The organism is Dyella sp. (assembly GCF_035277725.1).
In the GTDB taxonomy this organism is placed as follows: domain Bacteria; phylum Pseudomonadota; class Gammaproteobacteria; order Xanthomonadales; family Rhodanobacteraceae; genus Dyella_B.
Genome location: NZ_DATEJY010000005.1, coordinates 35,771 through 59,680, shown reverse-complemented (window position 1 = coordinate 59,680; position 23,910 = coordinate 35,771). Strand labels below are relative to the sequence as shown.

General features: G+C 62.0%; 20 protein-coding genes and 1 tRNA gene. 4 read left to right on the top strand and 17 right to left on the bottom strand.

Annotated elements, in window-relative coordinates; translation table 11 throughout:
- The first annotated feature begins 83 nt into the window (after positions 1-83).
- Entirely contained in the window at positions 84-716 is a 633-nt protein-coding gene (locus VJR68_RS00465) for a DUF998 domain-containing protein (RefSeq protein ID WP_324145580.1), read from the top strand.
- Between the two features lie 283 nt (positions 717-999).
- On the opposite strand, the gene VJR68_RS00460 is transcribed toward VJR68_RS00465, so the two are convergent.
- Both VJR68_RS00460 and hisS read right to left on the bottom strand, forming a co-directional pair.
- Positions 1,000-2,892 carry an aromatic amino acid ammonia-lyase gene (locus VJR68_RS00460; RefSeq protein ID WP_324145579.1) on the bottom strand — a complete coding sequence of 631 codons (1,893 nt, stop codon included), beginning with the start codon at positions 2,890-2,892 and terminating at the stop codon, positions 1,000-1,002.
- 300 nt (positions 2,893-3,192) lie between these two features.
- The gene (hisS, locus tag VJR68_RS00455) at positions 3,193-4,566 is read right to left on the bottom strand and encodes a histidine--tRNA ligase (RefSeq protein ID WP_324145578.1); all 1,374 of its coding nucleotides are present in this window, start codon (positions 4,564-4,566) and stop codon (positions 3,193-3,195) included.
- A 163-nt stretch (positions 4,567-4,729) separates the two neighbouring features.
- Here hisS and VJR68_RS00450 point away from each other — a divergent pair.
- Positions 4,730-4,806: transfer RNA gene (locus tag VJR68_RS00450), tRNA-Pro, on the top strand.
- Positions 4,807-4,957: 151 nt separating this feature from the next.
- Here the strand turns inward: VJR68_RS00450 and VJR68_RS00445 are convergent.
- Positions 4,958-5,890, bottom strand: coding sequence for a DUF2846 domain-containing protein (locus VJR68_RS00445; protein WP_324145577.1), 933 nt, complete (start codon positions 5,888-5,890; stop codon positions 4,958-4,960).
- Between the two features lie 58 nt (positions 5,891-5,948).
- On the bottom strand, positions 5,949-7,421 hold the full coding sequence (locus tag VJR68_RS00440; protein ID WP_324145576.1) for a PLP-dependent aminotransferase family protein: 1,473 nt from the start codon (positions 7,419-7,421) through the stop codon (positions 5,949-5,951).
- 165 nt (positions 7,422-7,586) lie between these two features.
- On the opposite strand from VJR68_RS00440, the gene VJR68_RS00435 reads away from it, so the two are divergent.
- The gene (locus VJR68_RS00435; RefSeq protein WP_324145575.1) at positions 7,587-8,534 is read left to right on the top strand and encodes a transporter; all 948 of its coding nucleotides are present in this window, start codon (positions 7,587-7,589) and stop codon (positions 8,532-8,534) included.
- 19 nt (positions 8,535-8,553) lie between these two features.
- Here the strand turns inward: VJR68_RS00435 and VJR68_RS00430 are convergent, their stop codons facing one another.
- The 12 genes from VJR68_RS00430 to VJR68_RS00375 form a co-directional block, all read right to left on the bottom strand.
- Complete coding sequence (locus VJR68_RS00430) at positions 8,554-8,970, bottom strand: type II toxin-antitoxin system HicB family antitoxin (RefSeq protein WP_324145574.1); 417 nt, start codon at positions 8,968-8,970, stop codon at positions 8,554-8,556.
- Positions 8,971-9,384: 414 nt separating this feature from the next.
- Complete coding sequence (locus VJR68_RS00425; RefSeq protein ID WP_324145573.1) at positions 9,385-10,194, bottom strand: ferritin-like domain-containing protein; 810 nt, start codon at positions 10,192-10,194, stop codon at positions 9,385-9,387.
- Positions 10,195-10,271: 77 nt separating this feature from the next.
- Entirely contained in the window at positions 10,272-11,747 is a 1,476-nt protein-coding gene (gene purF / locus VJR68_RS00420; protein ID WP_324145572.1) for an amidophosphoribosyltransferase, read from the bottom strand.
- 141 nt (positions 11,748-11,888) lie between these two features.
- Positions 11,889-12,521, bottom strand: a complete 633-nt coding sequence (locus VJR68_RS00415; RefSeq protein WP_324145571.1) for a CvpA family protein — start codon at positions 12,519-12,521, stop codon at positions 11,889-11,891.
- Between the two features lie 42 nt (positions 12,522-12,563).
- Positions 12,564-13,523 (bottom strand): SPOR domain-containing protein, encoded by a 960-nt coding sequence (locus VJR68_RS00410; RefSeq protein ID WP_324145570.1) that lies wholly within the window; start codon positions 13,521-13,523, stop codon positions 12,564-12,566.
- Positions 13,524-13,680: 157 nt separating this feature from the next.
- Complete coding sequence (folC, locus tag VJR68_RS00405) at positions 13,681-14,958, bottom strand: bifunctional tetrahydrofolate synthase/dihydrofolate synthase (protein ID WP_324145569.1); 1,278 nt, start codon at positions 14,956-14,958, stop codon at positions 13,681-13,683.
- A 75-nt stretch (positions 14,959-15,033) separates the two neighbouring features.
- Positions 15,034-15,195, bottom strand: coding sequence for a hypothetical protein (locus tag VJR68_RS00400; protein WP_324145568.1), 162 nt, complete (start codon positions 15,193-15,195; stop codon positions 15,034-15,036).
- Between the two features lie 249 nt (positions 15,196-15,444).
- Positions 15,445-16,194 carry a slipin family protein gene (locus VJR68_RS00395; RefSeq protein WP_324145567.1) on the bottom strand — a complete coding sequence of 250 codons (750 nt, stop codon included), beginning with the start codon at positions 16,192-16,194 and terminating at the stop codon, positions 15,445-15,447.
- On the bottom strand, positions 16,191-17,594 hold the full coding sequence (locus VJR68_RS00390; protein WP_324145566.1) for a nodulation protein NfeD: 1,404 nt from the start codon (positions 17,592-17,594) through the stop codon (positions 16,191-16,193). Before VJR68_RS00390 ends, VJR68_RS00395 begins: the two co-directional genes overlap by 4 nt.
- Positions 17,595-17,909: 315 nt before the next feature.
- Positions 17,910-19,559 (bottom strand): PQQ-dependent sugar dehydrogenase, encoded by a 1,650-nt coding sequence (locus VJR68_RS00385; RefSeq protein ID WP_324145565.1) that lies wholly within the window; start codon positions 19,557-19,559, stop codon positions 17,910-17,912.
- A 288-nt stretch (positions 19,560-19,847) separates the two neighbouring features.
- The gene (locus VJR68_RS00380; RefSeq protein WP_324145564.1) at positions 19,848-20,060 is read right to left on the bottom strand and encodes a hypothetical protein; all 213 of its coding nucleotides are present in this window, start codon (positions 20,058-20,060) and stop codon (positions 19,848-19,850) included.
- A gap of 59 nt (positions 20,061-20,119) precedes the next feature.
- Positions 20,120-20,494 (bottom strand): hypothetical protein, encoded by a 375-nt coding sequence (locus VJR68_RS00375; protein WP_324145563.1) that lies wholly within the window; start codon positions 20,492-20,494, stop codon positions 20,120-20,122.
- A 190-nt stretch (positions 20,495-20,684) separates the two neighbouring features.
- Here VJR68_RS00375 and VJR68_RS00370 point away from each other — a divergent pair, with 190 nt between their 5' ends.
- Positions 20,685-20,870 carry a hypothetical protein gene (locus VJR68_RS00370; protein ID WP_324145562.1) on the top strand — a complete coding sequence of 62 codons (186 nt, stop codon included), beginning with the start codon at positions 20,685-20,687 and terminating at the stop codon, positions 20,868-20,870.
- Positions 20,871-21,465: 595 nt separating this feature from the next.
- Here VJR68_RS00370 and VJR68_RS00365 read toward each other — a convergent pair.
- Complete coding sequence (locus VJR68_RS00365) at positions 21,466-23,856, bottom strand: winged helix-turn-helix domain-containing protein (protein WP_324145561.1); 2,391 nt, start codon at positions 23,854-23,856, stop codon at positions 21,466-21,468.
- Between the last annotated feature and the right edge of the window lie 54 nt (positions 23,857-23,910).

The following is a 23,910-nucleotide window of genomic DNA, read 5'->3' as shown; positions in this document are numbered from 1 at the left end:
GCTGGGATTGCCATCCCAGCCTACGCCGCTTCGCGCCACGTATCATGCGGTGCCAGGCGCCTGCGCCCTGACATGGAACCGTTATGAACCATGGGATTTCCCCATCGATACGCCCTGCGGCTTACCTGATGGCCTTTGCGGTGCTCGCCTTTGCCGCCGTCTGCGGCGCCGCGCAGTTCTGGCGCACGGACCTCAACCCTGTCGCGGTGCCGCTGAGCATCTACCTTACCGGCCCTGGCGGTGCGTACGTGCGCGCGACGTATTACCTGATGGGCGTGGCGCTGATCTTCTTTGCGATAGGCAGCTATCGCGCCACAGCAATGCCACTACGCAGCGGCCTGGCGCTCGCGCTGTTCGCCATACCTGGGTTGCTGCTGCCCGTGGTGGCCGTCACCGAACTATTCAAAGGCACACGCCATGAAAGCGTGGCCGCGTTGATTCACGGCCTGGCCGCGCAATGCACGTTTCTGACGCTGAGCTTTGGCATGCTGTTGCTTTCCAGCCGCTGGCGCCGCGACCCACGTTTGCGCGCAAGCCGTTATCTCGGCATATCGCTGGCGTGGCTGGCCACGGCGACGCTGTGGCTGCAGGTCTTCATGCCCACTCTTCCGCATGGCTTGACGCAGAAGCTGCTGATCGCGCTGATTCTACTGTGGCTGGCCTGGGCCGCACGGCAATTGCTGCGCGCAGCCCGGCCACACTACGCGAGACTTTAAGGCAACACTGATTAAGTATCGCCGTCGTCATGATGCCTGGAAGGCCCGCAGGGTGTGTCGCGTGGCGCCGGGAAGACTGGCCGTCTTGCCAAGCCGCGCGGCGCAGCCTGCGGGCCTTCCAGACATCACCCCTCCCCTTGAATTTATAGGTGGGGCCCGCCCTGTCTGTCCGCATGCCTTCGGTCCGTCGTCTCGACAGACAACCAGTCTGCCTTCGCCGACGGCCCTGTGCCCTGCGAACAGACAGGGCGGGTGACGACGGCGATACTTAATCAGTGTTGCCTTAAACGCCCGCGAACGCGCGCTGCTGCACCAGTTCGCAGACAGTGCGGACATCGCCATCCATCGCGCGGTCGCGATGGATGAAGCTGATCTTTTCGCGCAAAGTTTCATATGCCTTGCGCACGGCTTCACCGGCGTGGAACTCGCCCACTTCTGCCAACGCGGCCGTGAGCTGCTTCACTTCTTCCACGAATTGCGCGTAATGCGCATGGTCTTCGCGCGGCGCGTTGTTCACCTTGGAAGCCAGTGCCTGCCAATCGCCACGTGCGGCAAGACGACGTGCGGCGTTGAGCATTTCCTGGCGGTAGTCCAGCGCCTGGGCGGCGGTATAAAGCTCCAGCGCCAGCACGTGGCTCAGGTCTTCGGTCATCTCCAGCACATGACGCGCTTCGTTGGCGCCCATGGAAACGTGATCCTCGGCGTTGGCGCTGGTCGGTACCGAATACACGCTGGCCGGGTGCGCGCGCGTCGCCAGATCGTTCACCAACGCCGCCGCCGTGTACTGCACGATCATGAAGCCGGAATCGGTGCCGTCTTCGTTGCCGGTCAGGAAGGCTGGCAAGCCATCGTTGGTAGCTGGATCGACCAGTTTGTTGAGGCGACGCTCGGAAATGGAAGCCAACACCGGAATCGCCGCCTTCACATAGCTCATCGCCAACGCCAGCGGCATGCCGTGGAAATGGCCCGCCGAAATCACCTGCTCTTCGATGTGCTGGGCATCGGTATTGTCGGGGAAGATCAGGGGGTTGTCGGTGACCGCATTCAATTCGATATCGATGACGCGGCACGCCTGCGCCCAGGCATCACGCACCGCGCCGTGCACTTGCGGCATGCAGCGCAGACAGTAGGCATCCTGCGGCTGATGTTTCTTGCCGCCCTTGAACGGCAGGAAGCGGCTATAAAACGCCTCGCGACCATGACGCTGGTTGGCCGGCACCCAGTCCCAGCCGATGTCGAAACTCAGCGCCTGGTCTTCTGGCGTGCTCCACGCTTCGGCACTCCACGGACGGAAGCGCGGCACGAGGTGATACGGAATATCGACGAGGGTGGAACCGGTGAGCAAACCGCGCACGTGATCGGCCGAATGCACCTGCCCCGGATGCGGACGCAGCGCATGCACTTCCGGGTGCAAGGCGCCGCTGCGGCCAGCGAAAGCATCCAACGTCATCGACGCGGCGAGATCGGCCACGTTGAGCAAATACTCCAGCGTATCCAGCGCCAACGCGGCGGTGGCCAGCATCTGCGCCGTGCCGTTGTTGAGCGCCAGACCTTCCTTGAAGGAAAGACGGATCGGCTTCAAGCCCGCGTGTTGCAATGCTTCCGCACCAAGCAAACGCTCGCCCTTGTAGAACGCTTCGCCGCCGCCGAGCAGCACGATCGCCAGATGCGAAAGCGGCGCCAGATCACCACTCGCACCGACGGAGCCTTTCTCCGGCACCACTGGAATAACGTCGTGGTTAAGCAATTCCGTCAGTGCTTCCAGCGTCTCGACACGAATGCCGGAATGGCCGCGCATCAGCGTATTGATGCGGATCACCAGCAACGCACGCACCACCTCGGCCGAAAACGGCTTGCCCACGCACACTGCATGCGTCGTGATGAGGTTGTGCTGCAACTCCTCCAGCAGCGTGCCTTCTGGCTTGTGCGGATTGCCGCCGGGCAATTCATCGCGCAAACGATACGCACCCAGCAACTTGTCTGCATTGCTGCCGAACCCGGTGGTAACGCCATAAATGGGCTCGCCGCAACTCACCTTCTCCGCCAGGAAATCCGCGGTGCGGCGCACGCGCGCGAGTTGTTCGGCATCCAGTCTTACACCGTAACCATGACGCGCCACCGCGACGAGTTGCTGGCGGCTGAGGCTGTTACCGTCGAGGAGAATGGTTTGGTTCACAAAGGCTCCAACGTGTTGTCGATGTTGTTATCGGCGACATGGCGTAGGTTGGGGTGCGAACCCCAACATGGCGATGTGCGCACATGACGATGCTAGGAGCCTGTCGGACTCTGGTTGGCCGGGCTGCAAATCCGCCTGACGCGGTCTCAAAGGCCGCCGAATCTTGCCCTGTACAACCAGCACAGGGCGGCGATCCGTCGACCTTTGATCCTCGCGCAGGCGAATTTTCGCCGCGACCACCAAAGTCCGACAGGCTCCTAGGGTTCGCACCCCAGCCTACGCAGCTGGCGCAACCGGCCGTCAACCCATCACCGCCGCCTGCTCCAGCTCTACCCGCAGCGTCTTCACCAGTTCCGCGCGCGACACCTCAAACTGATCCTCGCGGCGCAGATCCTTCACCGTCACCACGCCCTTCGCCAGTTCGTCTTCACCCAGCACGATTACAAAGCGAATACCGGCGCGGTCCGCATACTTGAATTGCTTGCCCAGCTTGCCGCCTTCCAGCACCACCTCGGTGGCGATACCCGCCGTGCGCAGTTCGCTCGCCAGCGCCAGATACGCCGGCAGTTGCGCGGCATCCATCTGCGTCACCAGCACATCCACCGTGCTGCGCGCCGTGTTGATCAGGCCGGCATCGCGCAACTGCCAATAAAGACGCGTCAGGCCGATGGAAATGCCCACACCCGGCAAGTGCGACTTGGTGTATTGGCCAGCCAGGTTCTCGTAGCGGCCACCCGAACAGATCGAGCCGATCTGCGGGTGATCGTTGAGCGTGGTCTCGTAAACCGTGCCCGTGTAGTAATCCAGGCCGCGCGCGATCGACAGATTCAGCGCGTAGTGCGTTTCCGGCACGCCGAAATCGCGAATCAGGCCCAGCACTTCTTTCAGTTCGGCACGCCCCTGCTCCATCGCCTCGGGACCGGCGCCCAGCGCATCGAGCTTGTCGAACGCATCCTGCAACGAGGTAGAACGCACCTGCACGAAATCCAGCACCTTCTGCGCCACCGCCGCACTGAGGCCGAATGCCTCGCCGGTCAAGGTGTCGCGCACATAATCGGCGCCACGCTTGTCCAGCTTGTCCACCTCGCGCAGCACCAGCGTCTGCCGTTCCGGATCGGTCACGCCCAGGCTTTCGAAGAAACCGCGCATCAACTTGCGGTTGTTCAGCTGGATGGTAAACGCACCGATGTTCAGCTCGCGGAACACGCTGTAGATCACCGCCGGCACTTCGGCGTCATAGCGAACCGACAGGCTGTCCTTGCCGATCACGTCGACGTCGCACTGATAGAACTCGCGGAACCGCCCGCGCTGCGCCCGCTCGCCGCGATACACACGCTGCATCTGGTAGCGGCGGAAGGGAAAGTTGAGATCGTGCTCATGCTCCGCCACGTAGCGGGCGAGCGGTACGGTCAGGTCGAAGCGCAAGGCCAGCTCAGGCTTCTCGCCCTGCTCCAGCGCGCCGGTCGACTGCACGAAATACACCTGCCGCTCAGTCTCCCCGCCGGTCTTGGTCAGCAGCACATCCGAATACTCGATCACCGGCGTCTCCACCGGCAGGAAGCCAAAGCGCTCGTAGTTGCGACGGATCACGTCGAGCATGCGCTGGAAAGCAATCTGGTCGAGCGGCAACAGCTCGAGCACGCCGGGCATGGTGCGGGCCTGGGTAAGCGCCATGGAATCCTCATTGACAGTGGAAAGCGCCGGGCAACGGCAGCCCATTACTTTAACAGATACCCCTTTCCACCCCGCCCCCAACCACACGCGGAAATTCCACCACCGGCGCCTATCCACGCCTGTTGCCAAGGTCACTTAGGACCGTTAAGATACGCGGCTCCCGCGGGGTGTAGCTCAGCCTGGTAGAGCGCTACGTTCGGGACGTAGAAGTCGCATGTTCGAATCATGTCACCCCGACCAAAATTTCAAAAAAAGCCGGCCTTGGTGGCCGGCTTTTTTTATTTGGCGAAGTGCCGTATGCAAGTCTGCTTCGAGTCGACTTCGTTAACCAAACCACCTTGGCGCCACATCAACTGAAAATTGATGCGGCGTCCTTTATAGACAGCAAAGTTTATTCGTCGCTTTTGACGTGAACGGTATGTATGGGACGACACTGCCCACTATCGCAGTCGATCAGCACGCCGTAAGTACCGCAAGGCGCAATAAATGTCGTAGCGCCGTTGGCTTGAACTGCGCCGCAACCCAATCCTGTTGCAACGGACTGTGCGAGAGGTTCGATAGCAGCTATGGCAGCAGAATCCTGCGGGGTTATGGCCGCAACGGACATAGATTGAACCGGCGCAACCGCGGCAGTCTGAGAAGGCAAATCCTGCGCCGCCGATTTGATTTTGGCTACGGGTTCAGGCGTTGAGGTAACAGCTGCAGCTATCGGCGCAGTAGCAACAGGCGTCGAGGACTGAACCTGATTAGGCGCTACTGCGAGCTGCGGTGATGGATTGGGCTCTGTTGGCGCGGCTTCAGCCGTAGGCGTCGTCGATGTTGGAGTTGTCGATGCCAGTTTAGCGTTTGCTGTTGCCGCCAGCGCCATCTCTGCTGATCCATCGCCTTTTACCAGGCCACATTCTCGTACGCCGTCCTCCCCGGTTGCCTCCGTCACCAAATGCAGCTTAGATCGGGCGTAAAGCACACCCATTTTTACTTCCTGCCACACAAAATAATTCTGCCCGGCCTGCATATCGACGGTGAGCGAAGAATCATTTTCAGCCTTTGAAACAATGGTGTGGCTACCCGGTGGCAACGTTTTGAAGATATACGCCTTGGCGACGGTATCGCCTGCCTCCACGCCATCAATGAGCACCGGCATCTTGATCGCCGACCCGATAATCTCGTTCCGATAGATATACAGATTCGCCGTCCCACCTTGCGAAGGACCAAACTGCTTCGCCTTTGCATCTGCATTCTTACCTGCCATCGGCACACTGGCGCAGCCAGTCATAAGTAGCACCGCCGTCAGCACGACGGCAGCCATTAACTTGCGCATCATTTCCCTTCCCCTGTTTTTCCTGTCCAAATTGGACGACTGTCTTTACCGTGTTTACTCCCTAGATACAAGACCGCAGCTTGCGCACCCCCTCTCGAATCTCCTGCACGCTCGTCCCCGAATAACCCAATATCACCCCGCCCCGCTTCGGCGGCTTGGCGTAGCAGATAGATAGCGGCCGCGTAGAGACGCCCAGCTTGGCAGTCTTGATGGATAGCGCCACGTCATCGACGCCGCGCGGTAACAGTGCGGTCAGTTGCATGCCTGCGTGGGTGCCGATCACTTCCAGTTTGCCGCCCATATGCTGGTCGATGGCTTCGAGCAAGGCCATGTGGCGTTCCAGATAAAGCGCACGCATGCGGCGGATGTGCCGGGCGAATTGGCCATCGCGGATGAAGTCGGTGAGTGCGGCTTGATAGAGCGTGGATGAGAACGTATCGAAGGCGTCACGGACGGCGGCGAAGGCGCTGATGAGGTCTTTGGGCACCACGATGTAGCCCACGCGCAGTGCGGGGAACATCACTTTGCTGAAGGTGCCTACGTAGATCACACGGTCGTCGGTATCCATGCCTTGCAGCGAGGCGAGTGGTCGGCCGCCGAAGCGGTATTCGCTGTCGTAGTCGTCTTCGATGATCCATGCACCGGTGCGCGCGGCCCAGTTGAGCAATTGCATGCGGCGCGTGGCGCTCATGGTCACCCCGAGCGGAAACTGATGCGATGGCGAGATATAGGCCGCACGTGCGTTGCGGCTCAGCGTGATGGCTTGATCCACATCCAGGCCTTCATCGTCGACAGGCACCGGCACGATGTGCGCGCCGACGGTGCGCAACGCCTGGCGCGCGCCGGGGTAGCCGGGGTCTTCCATCCACACGTGGTCTTTCGCTTCCAGCAAGGTGTGGGCGCAAAGCTGCAGACCGTGTTGCGAGCCGGTGGTGATGATGATTTGCGATGCATCGCAGCGTACGGCGCGTACGGTGGCGAGGTATTCGGCGATGGCTTCGCGCAGTGGCGGGTAGCCCATCGGGCCGGCGTAGACCATGTGGTCGATGGGCGCCTGCCGCGCGTGACGATTGACGAGCTTGGCCCAGGCCGCGTTGGGGAATTGATCGATCGCGGGCAAGCCGACGCGAAAGGCGCCTTGATTATCGGCCCAGGTTTGCGGTGGCGTGCGCAGGCTTTCCACGCGCTGGGCGATGTTGCGCGGCACGTTTTGTGTAGGACGTTGCGACGCACGTTGTGCCGGGTTGATCGGCTTGGTGTCGGTGGGTATGGAATGCGCCACGCAGGTGCCGGCGCCGACGAAGGTTTCCAGATAACCCTCTGCGAACAACTGCTCATAAGCGCTGAGCACGGGCACGCGGGAAATGTTGAGTTCTTTTGCCAGGCCGCGCGTGGAAGGGACGCGCTGCCCCGGCCGCAGCTGTCCATCGAGGATGGCGCGCCGAAACCACTCCGAAAGCTGGTCGTACATCGGCACGCCGCCGGCGGTATCCAGCGCGATGGGGGGCAGGAACCCTTTGGAGAGCCGTTTCATGCGAGTAGCCTGAAGTGGTTGCCGGGAATCATACCGAAGTGGCTATTTTCGCGAACCACTGGCGGACGTACTTTTTGCCTATTCCCCCACCCAACGCGCATGTTCCGGATGGCGAAAGCAGCACCGCCAGCCGAAGCTTGTCGGTCTTCCGACCCAAGGCCAATCATGAGAACAAGGCTACGCACCGCCCTTTTGCTCTGCATGCTCGGTGGTATCGCGCCGCTGCGCGGTTTTGCGCAGGAGGCGATGAGCGATGCCTGGTGGACCGGCCCGATGTTGGCGAACTCCGCAGAAACATTGCCGCCGGGGCATTTTCTGTTCGAGCCTTATCTTTATGACGTCCGGCGCCCGCACACCGATACGTTCGGCTCGAACTCGTACATCCTTTACGGCTTGATGGACCGGCTTTCGGTCGGCATGATTCCTGTGGTCAGCTACAACAAGGTCAGCAACGGACCGAACAGCTCAAGCGTCAACATCGGCGATTGGACACTGCAAGCGCAGTACCGGCTGACGGAATTCCAACAAGGCAGCTGGATACCGACCACCGCGCTCCTGCTGCAGGAAACCCTGCCAACCGGCAAATACGACCAGCTTGGCAGCCGGCCTGCCAATGGCATGGGTAGCGGCACTTACACGACGACGCTGTGGCTCAATTCGCAGATGTATTTCTGGTTGCCGAATGGACGCATTCTGCGTACGCGCTTCAATGTGTCGCGCTCGTTTTCGCGCAGTGCATCGGTGAAAGGTGTGAGTGTGTATGGCACGGATGAAGGTTTTAGCGGGCGCGTAAAACCCGGCAACGGTTTCTTTGCCGATCTCGCCTTTGAATACAGCCTCACACAGCGGTGGGTGCTGGCGATGGATTTGACCTATAGCCATAGCGACAACACGCGTTTGGCGGGTGTGGACATGGTGGATCCGAATGGCGTGCTTTATCCGCAGGACGTGCACTTGAATTCAGGCCCGAGTACATCGTTTGGCGTGGCGCCGGCGATTGAGTACAACTGGTCGCCGCGGATTGGGGTGTTGTTGGGGACGCGGGTGATTTTTGGCGGGCACAACAGTACGGGGAGTGTGACGCCGGCGGTGGCGATCAACTATGTGTATTGAAGTTGGGTACCGACACTGATCAAGCGACTTCCAGACGCAAATGCTTGCCGAGTGAATTCAGCGCTTTGGCAATCGTGTCGATTTTGGTGCTGTGTCGCAGGTCGGTAACACGGTTGATTTCTTGTCGAGTAAGACCAATGCGATTGGCCAGCTGAGCATTGCTGACATGTTGAGCCAGCATTTCGTTGAGCAGCAATACCTTGGCGGCAACGCTTGGCATCAACTCCACCAGACGCTCTCCCCTGCGCGGCGTAGACGGTAGAGGCACGGGCCGATGATCTTCAAAATAAAAATCCATCGCGGTCACGAGCGCATCGATAGCCATTTCCATGGCTTCTTCCTCGAAGTCGCCTTGCGTGATGGCTTCCGGGATATCACGAAAAGTCACCACGAAACCACCTTCAGGAGCAACTTTGAAACGGGCGGGATAACGCATAGTGACCCTCCTGGAAACATTCATTCGTAGTCATTCGGGCACCGCTGAAGTCTGTTGTTGCGCGATTGCCGATTTACTTGAGGCCCAAGGCCTTTTTTACTCCTTCCACCAATGGCTGTTTAAGTTCAGCGGACGGATGGCGTGGAAGAATGGTTTGCTTACCCAGGTGATAAAGCTTCAGATGTTTTTTGCATTTCTTATCTCTACGCCCTGAGCTCGCAGCCATTTCACGAATTCGCTCTGCTTCATTGCGCTTCCTTGCAACGGGCACTCGCCGGCATTGTAAGCAAAAATGTTTACTTGTCAATAAACCATTTGGCTAGCCCATTTTGCGGGCGGAAAACCGTCGAACCAAGACGAAATTCCAGCATCGCCATGCATGGTCATGCTGGGATTTCATCCCAGCCTACGGGGCTACGAAGCGAGTGCCAGCTGGGTGAGTTGATCCAGCTCTGCGTCATCGAAACCTGCCTGCAAGCGGGCGGGCCGATTGAAGGGGCCGCGTAGATTGCGGCCCATGTAATCGCGCACGAAATCGAGAAACGTCTCGCGTGGATCGACGCCATCACGCTCGCAACACCATCTGAACCAGCGCGTGCCGGCGGCAACGTGGGCGACCTCTTCGCGCAGAATCACTTCCAATATCGCGATGGTGCTTTCATCGCCAACGCCACGCAGGCGCTCGATCATGCCGGGCGTGACGTCAAGGCCGCGCGCTTCCAGCACGCGCGGTACAAGTGCCATGCGCGCGGTGTCGTGATGCGCGGTTTTCTCGGCCATTTCCCATAGGCCATTGTGTGCATCGAAATCGCCGTAGGCGTGACCGAGTTCGGCAAGGCGTTGGCAGAGCATGGCGAAGTGGCGTGCTTCGTCGTTGGCGCAGCTGGCCCAGTCGCGGTAGTAATCCGGCGGCATGTTGCGGAAGCGATAGACCGCGTCCCAGGCGAGATTGATGGCGTTGAATTCAATGTGCGAGACGGCGTGCACGAGTGCGGCGCGGCCTTCGGGGGTGCCCAGGCCGCGATGAGGGACTTGGCGTTGCGGGACGAGCCGCGGCAGTGCCGGACGACCCGGCGCGCCGATGGGATCAGGCGCGGGCGAGTTTGCATCGGGATGCAGCAAGCCCGCTTGCAAGGCGTCCCATGTTGCATGCGTGAGGCGCAGCTTCTCGGCCGGGTCGGTGGCGTCCAGGCAGCGCTTGGCGGCGGTGTGCAGATCGCTCATCGTTTCCGTAGGTTGGGATGCGACCCCCAACATAGCCATGCATGCATAGATCACGATGTTGGGGTTCGCACCCCAACCTACGCGCTGCGGCGGGCCGCTTTTGCATCATCCGAGCGCAGCATCTCGATCTGCTCCAGATAATGCTGATCAAGACCGGTGATGTACTCTCCCGAGAAGCACGACGTATCGAAATGCTTGATGCTTTCGTTGCCGTCCTGCACCGCCCAGATCAGGTCTTTCAGATCCTGATAGATCAGCCAATCGGCACCGAGCATCTTCTCCACTTCTTTCTCGCTATGCCCTGCGGCAACCAGTTCGGAAGCGGCAGGCATGTCGATGCCATACACATTCGGATAGCGCACCGGCGGCGCGGCGGACGCGAAGTACACGTTCTTGGCACCGGCATCGCGTGCCATCTGGATGATCTGGCGCGAGGTGGTACCGCGCACGATGGAGTCGTCCACCAGCAGCACGTTCTTCTTGCGGAATTCCAGCTCCACCGGGTTGAGCTTGCGGCGCACGGATTTCACGCGCTCGCCCTGCCCCGGCATGATGAAGGTGCGGCCGATGTAGCGGTTTTTGACAAAGCCTTCGCGGAACGGCACGCCGAGCATTTCGGCGAGCGAACTGGCAGCAGTGCGCGCGGTGTCGGGAATCGGGATCACGGCGTCGATGCCGTGATCGGGCCGCTCGCGCAGGATTTTCTCCGCCAGCTTCTGGCCCATGCGCAGGCGCGCCTTGTATACGGAGACGTTTTCGATCATCGAATCGGGACGCGCCAGGTACACGTACTCGAAAATGCACGGCGCATGCACCGCGCCTTCCGCACACAAGCGGGTATGCAGCTGGCCGTCGTTGGTGATGAACACCGCCTCGCCTGGCGCCACGTCGCGCAGGCGCTTGAAGCCGAGAATGTCCAGCGCCACCGATTCGGAAGCGAGTGCGTACTCACGGCCTTCCGCGGTGATGCGTTCGCCCAGCACCAGCGGGCGAATGCCGTTCGGATCGCGAAACGCCAGCAGGCCGTAGCCCAGCAACAGCGCCAGACACGCATAGCCGCCGCGTGCGCGCGCATGCACGCCGGCCACGGCCTTGAAGATGTGGTCCGGCGTCAACGCCATGCGATCCTGGATCTGCAGCTCGTGCGCCAGCACGTTGAGCAGCACTTCCGAATCGGAATCGGTATTGATGTGGCGGCGATCGTCCTCGAACATCTCGCGCCGCAGCGTTTCGGTATTCACCAGGTTGCCGTTGTGCACGATGGCAATGCCATACGGCGAATTCACGTACAGCGGCTGCGCTTCGGTGGCGCCTTCGGAACCGGCCGTGGGATAGCGGCAATGCCCGATGCCCACGCGTCCGCGCAGGCGGTTCATGGCGGACTGGTTGAACACGTCGCGCACCAACCCGTTGTCCTTGTGCAGTCTGAGGCGCGCACCGTCCACGGTGGCGATGCCGGCGGCGTCCTGTCCGCGGTGTTGCAGGACGGTGAGGCCGTCATAAAGCGCCGATGCCACTTCAGTGGTACCGACTATGCCGATGATTCCGCACATGGTGTTGCTACCCGTTAGTGTGATGCGTGGTGCCGGCCGCGCTCGAAGCGGCAGCCGGCGAAGTGGAACTGTGCGCCGGGAATCCCTTCGGCAACACCTCAGGAGCCTGTCGGGCTTTGGTTGGCCGGGCTGCAAATCTGGCTACGCGGTCCATATTTCCGTCCATTCTTGACCCATAGAACCACTATGGGCCGGCGAATGACCGAAAATCTGTCCTCGCGCAGCCAGATTTTCGCCTCGACCACCAAAGCCCGCCAGGCTCCTAGGCAGGTGCGCCGGGAAATTTTCCGGGCGCAGGTGCTGGCGTACGTTGGGCGGCATTTCGCTTTCCAGCCACGTCGCCAAGCTGTTGAACTGCGGCAGCAGGGTCGATTGCTGCCACATCGGCTCGCGCGCGAAACCGGTCTGGTTGACCAGGAACACGATCAGCGTCACCAGCAGCACGCCGCGCGCAAAGCCAAAAATCATCCCGAGCAGGCGATCCGTGCCGCCCAAACCCGTGCTGTCCACCAACGCTCGAATGGCGAACCGCACCAGGGCGCCAAGTATCAGCACGGCGATGAAGCACAAACCATAACCAATCAGTACCCGCAAAATCGGCGTCTGGACCGAATGCTCGAAGTGCGCCGATACCGCGGGGCCGTACGTCCATGCCACCCAGAACGCCGCGATCCACGTCGCCAGCGCCAGCACCTCGGATATGAGGCCGCGCCACAGACCTACAAGGACCGACAACACCAATACCGCGATGATGATGAGGTCAACCGCGTTCATGTAATAAGTCGCTTCCGGCCAGGGGCGTCGTGGGGGCGTAGTTTAGTTGGCGCTGACCACGTTGCCGTCGAGGCCCAGCTTGGCCTTGATCTGGTCACGCAGGGCTATCGCATCGCTCCGCTGGGTCTGTGGACCGGCGCGCACGCGCCACAGCTGACGGCCACCGGCGTTCACGCTATCGACGAAACCGTCGAAACCGTTGGCGCGCAACTTGTCGCGCAGCGCCAGCGCATCGGCCTGGCTGCCCATGGCCGCTACCTGCACCGCCCAGGCGCCGGCGCGAACCGGCGCACCGGCGGGCGGCGCCGGCACATCGCCCTGCGGGGTAGTGGCGCCGCTTTCCAGGCGGGCCGGCACGCTGGGAATCGTCTGGGTGATCTTGAGGCGGGCGGCCTCGGCCTGCGCACGGGTTTCGAACGGGCCGGCGCTGACCAGGGTCAGCGTCTTGCCCGCGCGCTGGATGGGTTCGCTGCGCACCGGGTAACCCATGGCGCGCACCTTCTGTATCAGGCGATTGGCGCCCTCGGTGGTGCCGTAGGCACTCAGGTTGACGGCATAGATGCCGCGCGCGGCGGTGGCAGGCGGGGTATCCGGGATGACGGGAGCAGCAGGCGCGGGAGCCGGCGTGACCGGACGGTTTGGCGCGGCCGCCGTCTTCGGCGGCGTGGCCGGAATCACCGGCTGCGATGGTTGCGGCGCGGCCGTTTGCGGTTGCGGTGCGGGGGCGGACGGTGCCGTGTCGGCGGCAGTCGTGTTCACCGGCGTCATGCCTTCCACATTCGCCGCCGTGCTGGCCGGCGGCGGCATGCTGCTGCCTGCGGCGGCCGGGCCGGACAGGCTCATCGTCTTGGTCTGCAGGTCGCGGTCGGGCGCGGGGGGAATCGCCAGGCTGACCGATTGATCGGTGCTGGCGGTCGAGGGCGGCTTGCTCGAAAACATCATCGGCACGAACAGGATGGCCAACGCAACGAGTACGGCAGCTCCCAACAGGCGTGTGTTCAAGACGGACTCCAGACAACCAGCTTGTGCGTGACGCGGCGGATTATACCTGCCCGTGCTCGGTTACATGACAAACGGATGGCGATCGACACGCAGGTTGGGGTGCGAACCCAACATCCCGATCTTGCACGCATGGCGATGTTGGGGTTCGCACCCCAACCTACGACTCGGCCAATACCGCCGAGGCCACGAAGAACGAACCGAACGCAAGAATGCGCTCCCCGCGCCGTGCCCCGGCACGTGCGGCGGCGAGCGCCTGATGCACATTGTCATGCGTCGAGAAATTCGCGCGCGGCAACACTTGGCGCAGCACGCCGGCAAGCACCGATGCGGAAAGCCCGCGCGGCGTGTCTTCCTCCAGGCTGGCCAGATGCCAGTGCGCAATGCGCGAGCCCAGCGCCATCATCACGCCGCCGACATCTTTATCTGCCAACGCGCCATACACGGCATGCACGCGGCCACCGCGCTGCACATCGAGCCAGTCCGCCAGCGCGCGTGCCGCCTGCGGATTGTGGCCGACGTCGACGATCAGCGCCGGATCGCCACCCAATGACTGCAAGCGCGCCGGCGCACGCGGAAAATGCATGCCCAATGCCGCGATGCGTTCCAGTTCCACCGGATTGACCGCCTGCACCGCATGCAAGGCGGCGATGGCCGCCGCGGCGTTTGCGTATTGCACAGGCGCGGCCAGTTCCGGCGCCGGCAGGTTCAGCACGGTGCCGTCGCGGTGGTGCCAGCGCCAGCGGTTCCCCTCGCGCTCCACATAGAAATCGTGCCCTGCCCGTTCGATATACGCGCCCTGCTTGGCCAATGCTTCCAGCAAGCCTTGCGGCGGCTCGGTTTCGCCGACGATGGCGGGACGATCGCGGCGCGCGATGCCGGCCTTCTCGCGGCCGATGCTGTCGCGGTCCGGCCCCAGCCACTCCACGTGATCCAGATCCACGGTGGTGATGATCACCGCATTCGCATCGATGATGTTGACGGCATCCAGGCGACCGCCCAATCCCACTTCCAGCACCGCCACGTCCAGGTCGGCGCGCGCGAACAGATCGAGCGCGGCCAGCGTGCCGAATTCGAAATACGTCAGCGTGATATCGCCGCGCGCCAGCTCGATGCGGTCGAAGCTTTCGATCAGCATGGCGTCAGTGGCATCTGTGCCGGCCAGGCGAATGCGTTCGTTGTAGCGCAAAAGATGCGGCGAGGTGTAGCAGCCCACGCGCTGGCCCGCCGCGGCGAGCATGGCTTCCAGAAACGCCGCCGTGGAGCCTTTGCCGTTGGTGCCGCCGACGGTGATCACCCGCCGCGCGATCACCGGTGCGCCCATGCGTTGCCACACGGCGCGCACCCGATCCAACCCCATGTCCACGCCCAGTGCATGGACGTGCTGCTGGTAGTCCAGCCATTCGGCCAGAGTGGTGGGTCTCGTGCTGGGCTTCACGCGCGGCTCCTGTTCCAAGCCCGCGAACATAAACGCAGCGAAGCGCTTGCACAATCCTTTGCTGGAAAACGTCGATCAGAACAGATGCATGCCGCTCGCGTGGAACACCCAGTACATCGCGAACGCAGTCCAGAACATGCGCTTCAACGCTTTGCCGGCAAGGAACGCCGCCAGCAGGGCCAGCAACCAGGGCATGTATTTGTCGAGCGTGCTGCGCGTGTCGTGGATGGTGTTCATGGCGTGTCCCTCCCGCACCCCATCGGTGCGGGAGGAATCATCTGCCCGAGCGCGCAGTGGCGGCAGGCGCAGGCGTCATTGGTTGAATCTGACAGGCGTCATGTGGCGCTGGGCTTGCCCAAATGCTCGATACATCGTCGCCCCGGGATAACCATGTCCGCGTAGGCTGGGGTGCGAACCCCAGCATGATCATGCATGGCGATGCTGGGGTTCGCACCCCAGCCTACGATTTCATCCCGGCCTACGCGACTACGAACCCTTGTCCAGCAACGGCTTCAACAAATCCAGCGGCAGCGGAAACACGATGGTGCTGGATTGCCCGCTGCTGGACATGCTCGCCAGCGTCTGCAGATAGCGCAGCTGCAATGCCTGCGGCTGTTGCGCCAGCATGCTCGCGGCATCGCGCAGTTTTTCGGCCGCCTGCAATTCGCCGTCGGCGTGGATCACCTTGGCGCGGCGTTCGCGTTCGGCCTCGGCCTGGCGGGCGATCGCGCGCACCATGGTGTCGTTGATGTCCACGTCCTTGATCTCGACGTTGGTGATCTTGATGCCCCACGGATCGGTCGCTTCGTCAAGAATCTGCTGCAAGCTGTGGTTGATCGAATCGCGCTGCGAAAGAATGTCATCCAGATCGTGCTGGCCCAGCACCGAACGCAACCGCGTCTGCGACAACTGGCTGGTGGCCTGGTAGAAGCTCTCCACTTTCAGCACCGATTTGTCCGGCTCCACCACACGGAAGTACACCACCGCGTTCACGCGCACGGAAACGTTGTCGCGCGAAATCACATCCTGCGGCGGTACGTCCATCACCGTCACGCGCAGATCCACGCGCATCATCCGCTGCACCAGCGGCACCAGCACCACCAGGCCCGGCCCCTTGGTGCCGGTGTAACGGCCCAGCGTCAGCACCACGCCCCGCTGGTATTCCGGCAACACCTTGATCGACGACGACAGCAGCGCAATCACGAAAATCACGATGACGCCCACAAAACCGATCATGAAGATTCTCCTTTGCCCAACCCCGATGCAGCCACTTGCAGCAGCAAGCCCTGACGACCGATCACCCGCACCCGTGCGCCAGCTGGAAGCGGCACGTCGCTATGCACGCGCCAACGTTCGCCGCCGATACGCGCCCAGCTTTCGCCACCTGCGGCGACCGCCTGCAGCAATTCGCCCGTGTTCTGCAGCATCTGCGCTTCGCCATTGAAGGCGCGTGCGCGGCGTGCGCGCATCACCAGGCGCAGCAGCATCGCCAGGATCGCCATCGCGCAGCAGGCGATGCCGGCGATCACACCCAGATTCACCGCGTAACCCGGTACGCCGGAGCGAAACAACATGATCGAACCAAGCACGAACGCGATCACGCCACCGATGCCCAGCACGCCCGCCGTGGGTATGAACACTTCCGCCAGTAACAAGGCCACGCCGAGTGCCATCAGCGCCAATCCCGCATAGTTCACCGGCAGCAGTTGCAACGCATACAGGCCAATCAGCAGGCAGATGCCGCCGGTCACGCCCGGATAGAACGAACCGGGATGGAACGCTTCCAGAATCAATCCGTAGATGCCGGCCAGCAGCAAGATGTAGGCGATGGTGGGATGCGTGATGATGCCGAGAAAACGCGCGCGCCAATTCGGCAAGTAGTCGCGCACCGGCAGGCCGCGCAAAGCGAGCGTGACGATGCCGCCATCCACACGTACCGCGCGGCCATCTGCCTGTGCAAGCAACGCATCGGTATCGGGCGCGATGAAGTCGGCCACGTGTTGCGCAACCGCTTCGTTGGCAGTAAGCGTGGCCGCACCGCGCACGGCCTGCTCCGCCCACGCGGCATTGCGCCCGTGCATTTGCGCGAGGGCGCGGATATCGGCAATCGCGTCGTTGAGCATCTTGTGACTCTCGGCGTCGCCTGCGTTGTTGCCGGCCTTGTCGCTCGACTTGCTCGCTGACGGTGCGTTGTTGTTAAGCGGCGGCGGCATCGGCGAGCTGCCACCCAGGTCCACCGGCGTGGCCGCGCCGAGATGCGTGGCAGGCGCCATCGCTGCGATCGGGCATGCGTAAAGAATGTAGGTACCGGCCGAGGCGGCACGCGCACCGCCTGGCGCGACGTAGCCGAGCACCGGAATCTTCGCCGCCAGAATACCGTTGATGATGTCGTGCATGGATTCCAGCAAACCACCTGGCGTATCCATTTGCAGCACGATCGCCTTGGCGCCGTCGTTCGTTGCGCGCTGGATGGTGGTGTTGACGTATTCGGCAGCAGCCGGGCCGATCGGGCCGTTCAATTCAATGCGTGCGACGAAGCTGTCTGCGGCCGGCGCTTCCTTGGCTGTGCGCGTCCATGCCAGCGCCAACGCAGCGCCAAGAATGGCTCCCCACACGATCCACCCTTTCCGTGACATGGCATGGGCCCTCGGCCGGCATGTTCAACGCGTCGCCGTCGTGCGTGGCGGCTTTGGAAAGGATCTTACGCTGATACGTTTGGTGATGCGTGCGCCAAGACCTGAGCCTTCTGCCACACGCAGAAGACTCTCGTAGGCTGGGATGCAATCCCGGCACCCAAAACCCCTGAGTGAAGCTGGGATTTCATCCCAGCCTACGTGCTGTCGATCGTCGCGAAAAACAGTTCCCTCCCCTACTTTCGCAGGGGAGGGAGTGCATCATGGCAAGCGGCGTGGCATCCGGAACTTACCAGCGAGCTGGGATTGCATCCCAGCCTACTTGCCGACGTATTCCACCCGCCAGATCGAATCCGATCCATCATCCGTCACCAGCAGCGAACCATCCGGCGCCGTGGCAAGACTCACGGGACGTCCCCACACGCGCCCATCCGGCAACACGAAGCCGGTGAGGAAATCCTCGTATTCGCCGCTCGCCTTGCCGGTGTGATGACGCGGAATGCGGATCACTTCATAACCCACGCGCGTGGCCTTGTTCCACGAACCGTGCTCGGCGCCGAACAGATCGCCCTGGTATTCGGCAGGGAAACGCGTGGCTTCGTAGAAGGTGATCTGCAGCGCAGCGTTATGCGGCTGCAGCAGCACGTCGGGAGTGATCACCGTGTCTTTCAACTCCGGATGCTTGCCTTCATGGCGCGGATCCTGATGGCCGCCCATGTACCACCACGGCCAGCCGTAGAAGCCGCCTTCGCGTACGGAGGTGATGTAATCGGGCACCAGATTGTCACCCAGGCCGTCGCGTTCGTTGACGGTGGTCCACAGTTGTCCGTTCTTCGGATCGATCGCGATGCCGGACGGATTGCGAATGCCCGAGGCATAGACGCGTTTGTGGGAGCCATCGGGATTGAATGCCAGGATATTCGCGCGCTCATGCTCCGCCGGGGTGGTGTCGGGATCATCGACGTTGGATGCCGAACCCACCGCCACGAACAGCGTCTTGTTGTCGAGCGAAAAAGCGATGTCGCGCGTCCAATGACCGCCGCTCGGCAGATCGGCGATGTGCTCGGCCGGCCCGCGCGCTTTCAAATCGCCATTGCGATACGGAAAACGAATTACCTCGTCGGTGTTGCCGACGTATACCCACTGCGGATTCGGCCCCACCGGATAAAACGCAATGCCGTACGGCCGCTTGAGGCCGGTGGCGAAAACCGCCGTTTGCGCGGGCTTTCCATCCGCGGTGATGCCGCGATAAATGCGGATCTGTCCGTTGCCGCTTTCGGCCAGGAACATGTCGCCGTTCGGCGCTTGGCGAATCACGCGCGGCGTATGCAGGCCTTCGGCAAACAGATTCACTTTGAAACCAGCCGGTGCCTTCGGCAGGACGCCATCGGGACGCGCCACTACTTCCGGACCGTTGCCGGCGGAATGGGTGGCATACGGCGCTGGCAGATCGTTCACCGCAATCTTGCGCAAGCGGCCGGGGGCTTCGTAACGGAAGTCGGTAAACGGTGGCGTGGGCGGTGGTGTGTTGATCGGCGATTGAACGGCCGGTTCCGTCGCCGCGGTGGTCACGTCCGGCAGCGTTTTCACGTACGTCACGACCTGCCAACGCTGCTGTTCGGAAAGGCTGGCCCACGAAGGCATGCCGTTAGCCGGCGAACCCTTGGTGATAAACCAGAACAGCGCGCCTTCCGTCGTCTGTTGCGCGGGACCTTGCCGCAACGCAGGAATATTGCCGCTGCCCTGCCCCGTGCCACCGTGGCAACTGGCGCAATACGTGCCATACAACTGCCCGCCTGCATGCGCGGCAGCGGCCTGGCCGTGATACGGATTGGGTACGGACGATGCAGCAGCCGGCGCGTCGTGGAAATTGTCGGCGGCGTATGCCGTTGCCAGAACCAGGCAACCGGCAAGAACCAAAGGTACTGCGCGAAATGCTGCCGACGACACCAAAGAATGCTTCGCCATGAGCTGCTGCCTCTGATCGCAAGAACCAAGATGGCTTGGGCGCTCCCCACCGAACAAGCGCAAGCCAGGTCAATTGTCGGACCATTGTCGTCGCAGAGAGGTGCACGATGCTACGGGAAATTTGCCAAATCCCATGACCGTGCCATCAGTCATGCCTGGTGCCCACACCATCAACGATGCGGAGGTTGGGGCGAGCGAATGCGAACCCCAACATCCCCGGCGATTAGGTGACATGTTGGGGTTCGGCGACGCCTCACCCCAACCTATGTGCAACGTGTTGCACCGCGCTCAGGCTTCCGAATCGTCGTCGGGCTCCACGTCGATTTCACGGAAGTAATGATCGATCAGGCTGCGCGCTTGCGCTTCCCATTGCGCGCCGTCGGCGGCGGTGTGCTGCTGCGGATCTTCCGGGAAATAAATGATGCCGCCGCGGGTGCCGTCGTTGTTTTCGTGCATGAACTTGATGCCGCGGTATTCGCCCAACTGCTGATCGGAACTCATGCGTGCCTTGCCGGTTGCTCGTAAGGCGGCAAGTGTAACCCGGCCGAACCTGGCGGCAGTCAGAGCGCCCCGATGCGCACCTTGGTGACGCTGGGCGCTAGCGGCCGGCGGTCAGAAACTGACACGCTGAGTACACCGAGCGCGATGCCGATCAGCGCCAGCGCGAGACCGGAAGGCACGTCGGACAGGAAACGAACCAGCTTGGCGGCGCCATACCAGGAATGCGGATTGGTCACGAAATCGCATGCGCCGGGACACACGCCATGAATCCAGGCCATCACCGGCGGCTGCCGGGTCCAGTGCCCGTCGTGCAGCCATTGCAGGCCCTGAAAACCCAGCCACAACACCGATGCCATGTTCAGCATCACCGCGGTCAGCCACAACATGAAGGAGCAGCCTTCACGAGCCAGTACTTCCAAGCGCTTCGTTGTCATGGGCGTGTACCTGCGCATCAACGTCAGTGGATGCGAGGATTCATGCATAGGTCGTGCCTGTGCGCGTCTGCACCTACCTGCTGACGACGAATATGTGATCCGGTATTCAAGTCGCTCGACGTGCGGCCGATACGCGTTCAGGACCTCGCGCAACGGCGAGGCTTCGCACGCCACACAAGGGGAAACGGCCATGACCCTCTCGGTAGTCGAAGAGCTGATGCTGCACAACCTTTCCTGTCCCCAATGCTGCGCCGGCGATCCATGCCTGGTCGCCGAACATATCGAGGACAGCTGGCCACGGCGCGTGGCGCTGGAAGCGGCAAGCAGCCTGCGCAAGATCACCATGCTGGAAGAACAGCACGCAGCCGCGTCTTGATGTCGAAAAAAATATCGTCCCGATATGACAGGCTTTTGGCCTGTCGGGAAATGCCTGGCGCCTGGGTGGCCGCTCTATATTCATGGGACATCCACCCTTAACAGTCTTCCCAGACTGATGGCGCTGGCAGTGATACTCCGCTTCTCACTGCCGCGCCTCTTTTTTTGCCTGTGATGTGCCGCTCGTAGATACGCATGCCGGGATGACATCCCGGTCCGTGTATGGCCGTCATTGACCAGCTTCGCTGTTGTAAAGCACTTCCGCGAAAACGCACTGCTGTCCGAGAAATCGGGAACCAGCATCTTTGCCAGCCTATTCAACGGCACGATTCGTCACCCCGGCGAAAGCCGGGGCCCAGTGTCTTGGGCGAAATGCAAGTCGCTGGGTGATTTCGCTCAGCTCACCCCTTTCGGGGCCGTCCATTCGGACGTTCTCCGCGCTTCGCGCTGCGTCCGGCTTTCGCCGGGACGACGTTGTATTAAGCGTTACGACGAATGTGGAGATTTTTCCCCTGACGGAGCAGTGCGTAGGCTGGGAGGAAGTCCCAGCTTTATATCCGCATGGCGATGCTGGGATTTCATCCCAGCCTACGGGCTCAGAATTCGAACGTTGCAGATGCCGTCGGTACCGGCCGGTCGCCGGCCAACTGCTGCACGATGTCGTGCGACTTCTGCCAGGAATCGTTCTGCCCCAGCGCCTGGTAGACGCGCGCTTCCACCCATGCCGCACGCCAATCGGTCTGGCTCCAGGAAGATAGCCGTCCGCTGATCGCGACTGCCTGGTCCACCTGCCCTGCTGCCAATAGCGCCAGCGCATAGGATTTGCCGGCGCTGACGATCACTTCCGGCACGCCGAGCTTGTCCGCCAGTTCCATCGCCTGCTTGAACTGCGCAAGCGCGTGATCGTGCGCGCCATCGATCCATGCTTGCGCCGCCTGGGCACGCAACACGTAGACGTGCGTCCAATCGTTCTTCACCGGCAGCTGCGTTTCCCACGCCAGCATGGCGGCAATCTCATGCTTGGCCTGGTCGCTCTTGCCCGCGCGCTGCAACGCTGAAATGCGCAACAGCCACGCTTCGGCGTAATCACGCTGATCGTCCTCCTGCAACGCCGGCGTCAGCGCAGCAGCGGCAAACGCGGCAGCACGTTCGTTGTCGCCGCGATCCAGCGCCAGGCGTGCAAGCCATTTGTTGACTTCGGCACGCAGGCCCGGCTCCTTGACTGCATCGGCGTCACGCAACACCTGTTGGAACAACGCCGACGCTTCGGCGGTACGCCCGTTGTCGGCCAACGCGGCAGCACGCACCATCGCCAATTCGTGGCGCATGTCGTCGCCGATGAAACCGAAATCCTTGCTCTTTTCTTCCAACGGCCAGAAGCGGTCGGTGGTAGTCAATTCATCCGGAAACTTCAGCAGCATCTGCTGTGCATAAGCCAGCGCATCCAGGATGGAGGGCAACATCGAGCGCATGCCCATGCTGACGAACTGATCGTACGCATGCTGCAGCAAGATCACCGCGGCATCGGGTTGCGCACGGCGCAAGGCCAGTCCGCCCGTGGCCTGATCGGCCTTGGCCACGCCGACGAGATCGCCCGCCAAGTTGTAATTCACGCGTGCGCGGCCGAGATCCGCGGTGGCCTCCTCCAATCGCCACAATTGGGTGTGGACGTAGGAGCGCACCAGATAAGCAGTCGCCAGCGCCTCGAAATCCTTCGGACCGTGTGTACGGCGTACGCCCTCAAGCATGCGCACCGCTTGTTCCAGCGCAGCTTCACTCTCCGCGGTGCGGCGTTGATCCAGGTAGATCTGGCCGAGCACCGTAAGAATCTGCCCGTGCAACACCGGATGCTGATCGTCGGGCAGGCGTTTGAGCAATGCCTCCAGCCGTTGCTCGCAGGAATCGTTATGCCCTTCGTCGCAATCGATCGAGGCCAGGGCATACGCAAGTTCGGGTTTTTCGCGCAAGGCCGGCGGTGCCTTTTCAAGCAGCTGTTTCGCCAGCTGCGGCTGGCCGGCCAACCGCGTGGCATCGACGCGCTGCATGAATTCCTCCAGCGCATCGCCCGGTGCCGGTGCGGACAGGCCACCGCCATAACCCAGTTGCGCCAACAGCAGATCGCTGGCCGCGCGCGTTGCCGCCAACACATCGCTCGCATTGGATTCGGCGGTCCAGGTGCGGCCGTCTTTGGCTTTGGCATTCAAGTGAACGTGCCAGCCGTCGGCCGACAACTGCGCGCGCGGCTGGATCACCAGCGCAAAGGTGGAGAGCTTCGCGTCCGCTTCATCGCCGTTCTCTTTGAGCAGCTCCAGCACTTCCTGGCTGCTTTCGGTCGGCACGCGCGCATCGCGCAGGCGGTTGGCGACCATGTCCATCATGCCCAGGTGCAGCCATTGCCAATCATCCGACGCCTGCACGTCCACCGGCAGCACCACCGCCGCGCTGCGATTGAATTGAAAACTGGCCTTGGCCGCCCGGCTGCTGAGCAACTGCCAACCGCCATAGACCAAACCCAGCAGCAGCGTGAACGCCAATGCGGCGCGCATCGAGCGGCGCAATGCCGGCGGTGATGGCGGCGCGGCAACCGTATGGCCAGGTGTTGCGTCGTCAAGCAACGCCTCTTCGGCCGGTTCGGCAGCTGGCTGTACCACTTGGATATCGAGCATCCAGCGATAACCGACGCGCGCCACCGTCTTGATGCAGCGCTGTTCGGTACCGGCATCGCCGAGCGCACGGCGCAGGCGCACAATGGTTTGCGCAAGCAGGTTGTCGCTGACGTCGGCGCGTCCCCATACCGCGGAGATCAATTCGTCCTTGCCGACCGGACGCTCGCGGTGTTCGATCAGATAGACCAGGCAGTCGAAAGCACTTGCGGCCAGTTCGACCGGCTCACCGTCACGGCTCAGCTCACGCGCCAATGGATTGAGCTGGAATTCCCCGAAGCAATAAACGGTAGCCCCCTTTTCCGCCATGACTCTTGTCTGCATCGACCCCATTCAAGGGGATGATACATGTCTCATGACAAGTACTGTCGTGAGTTT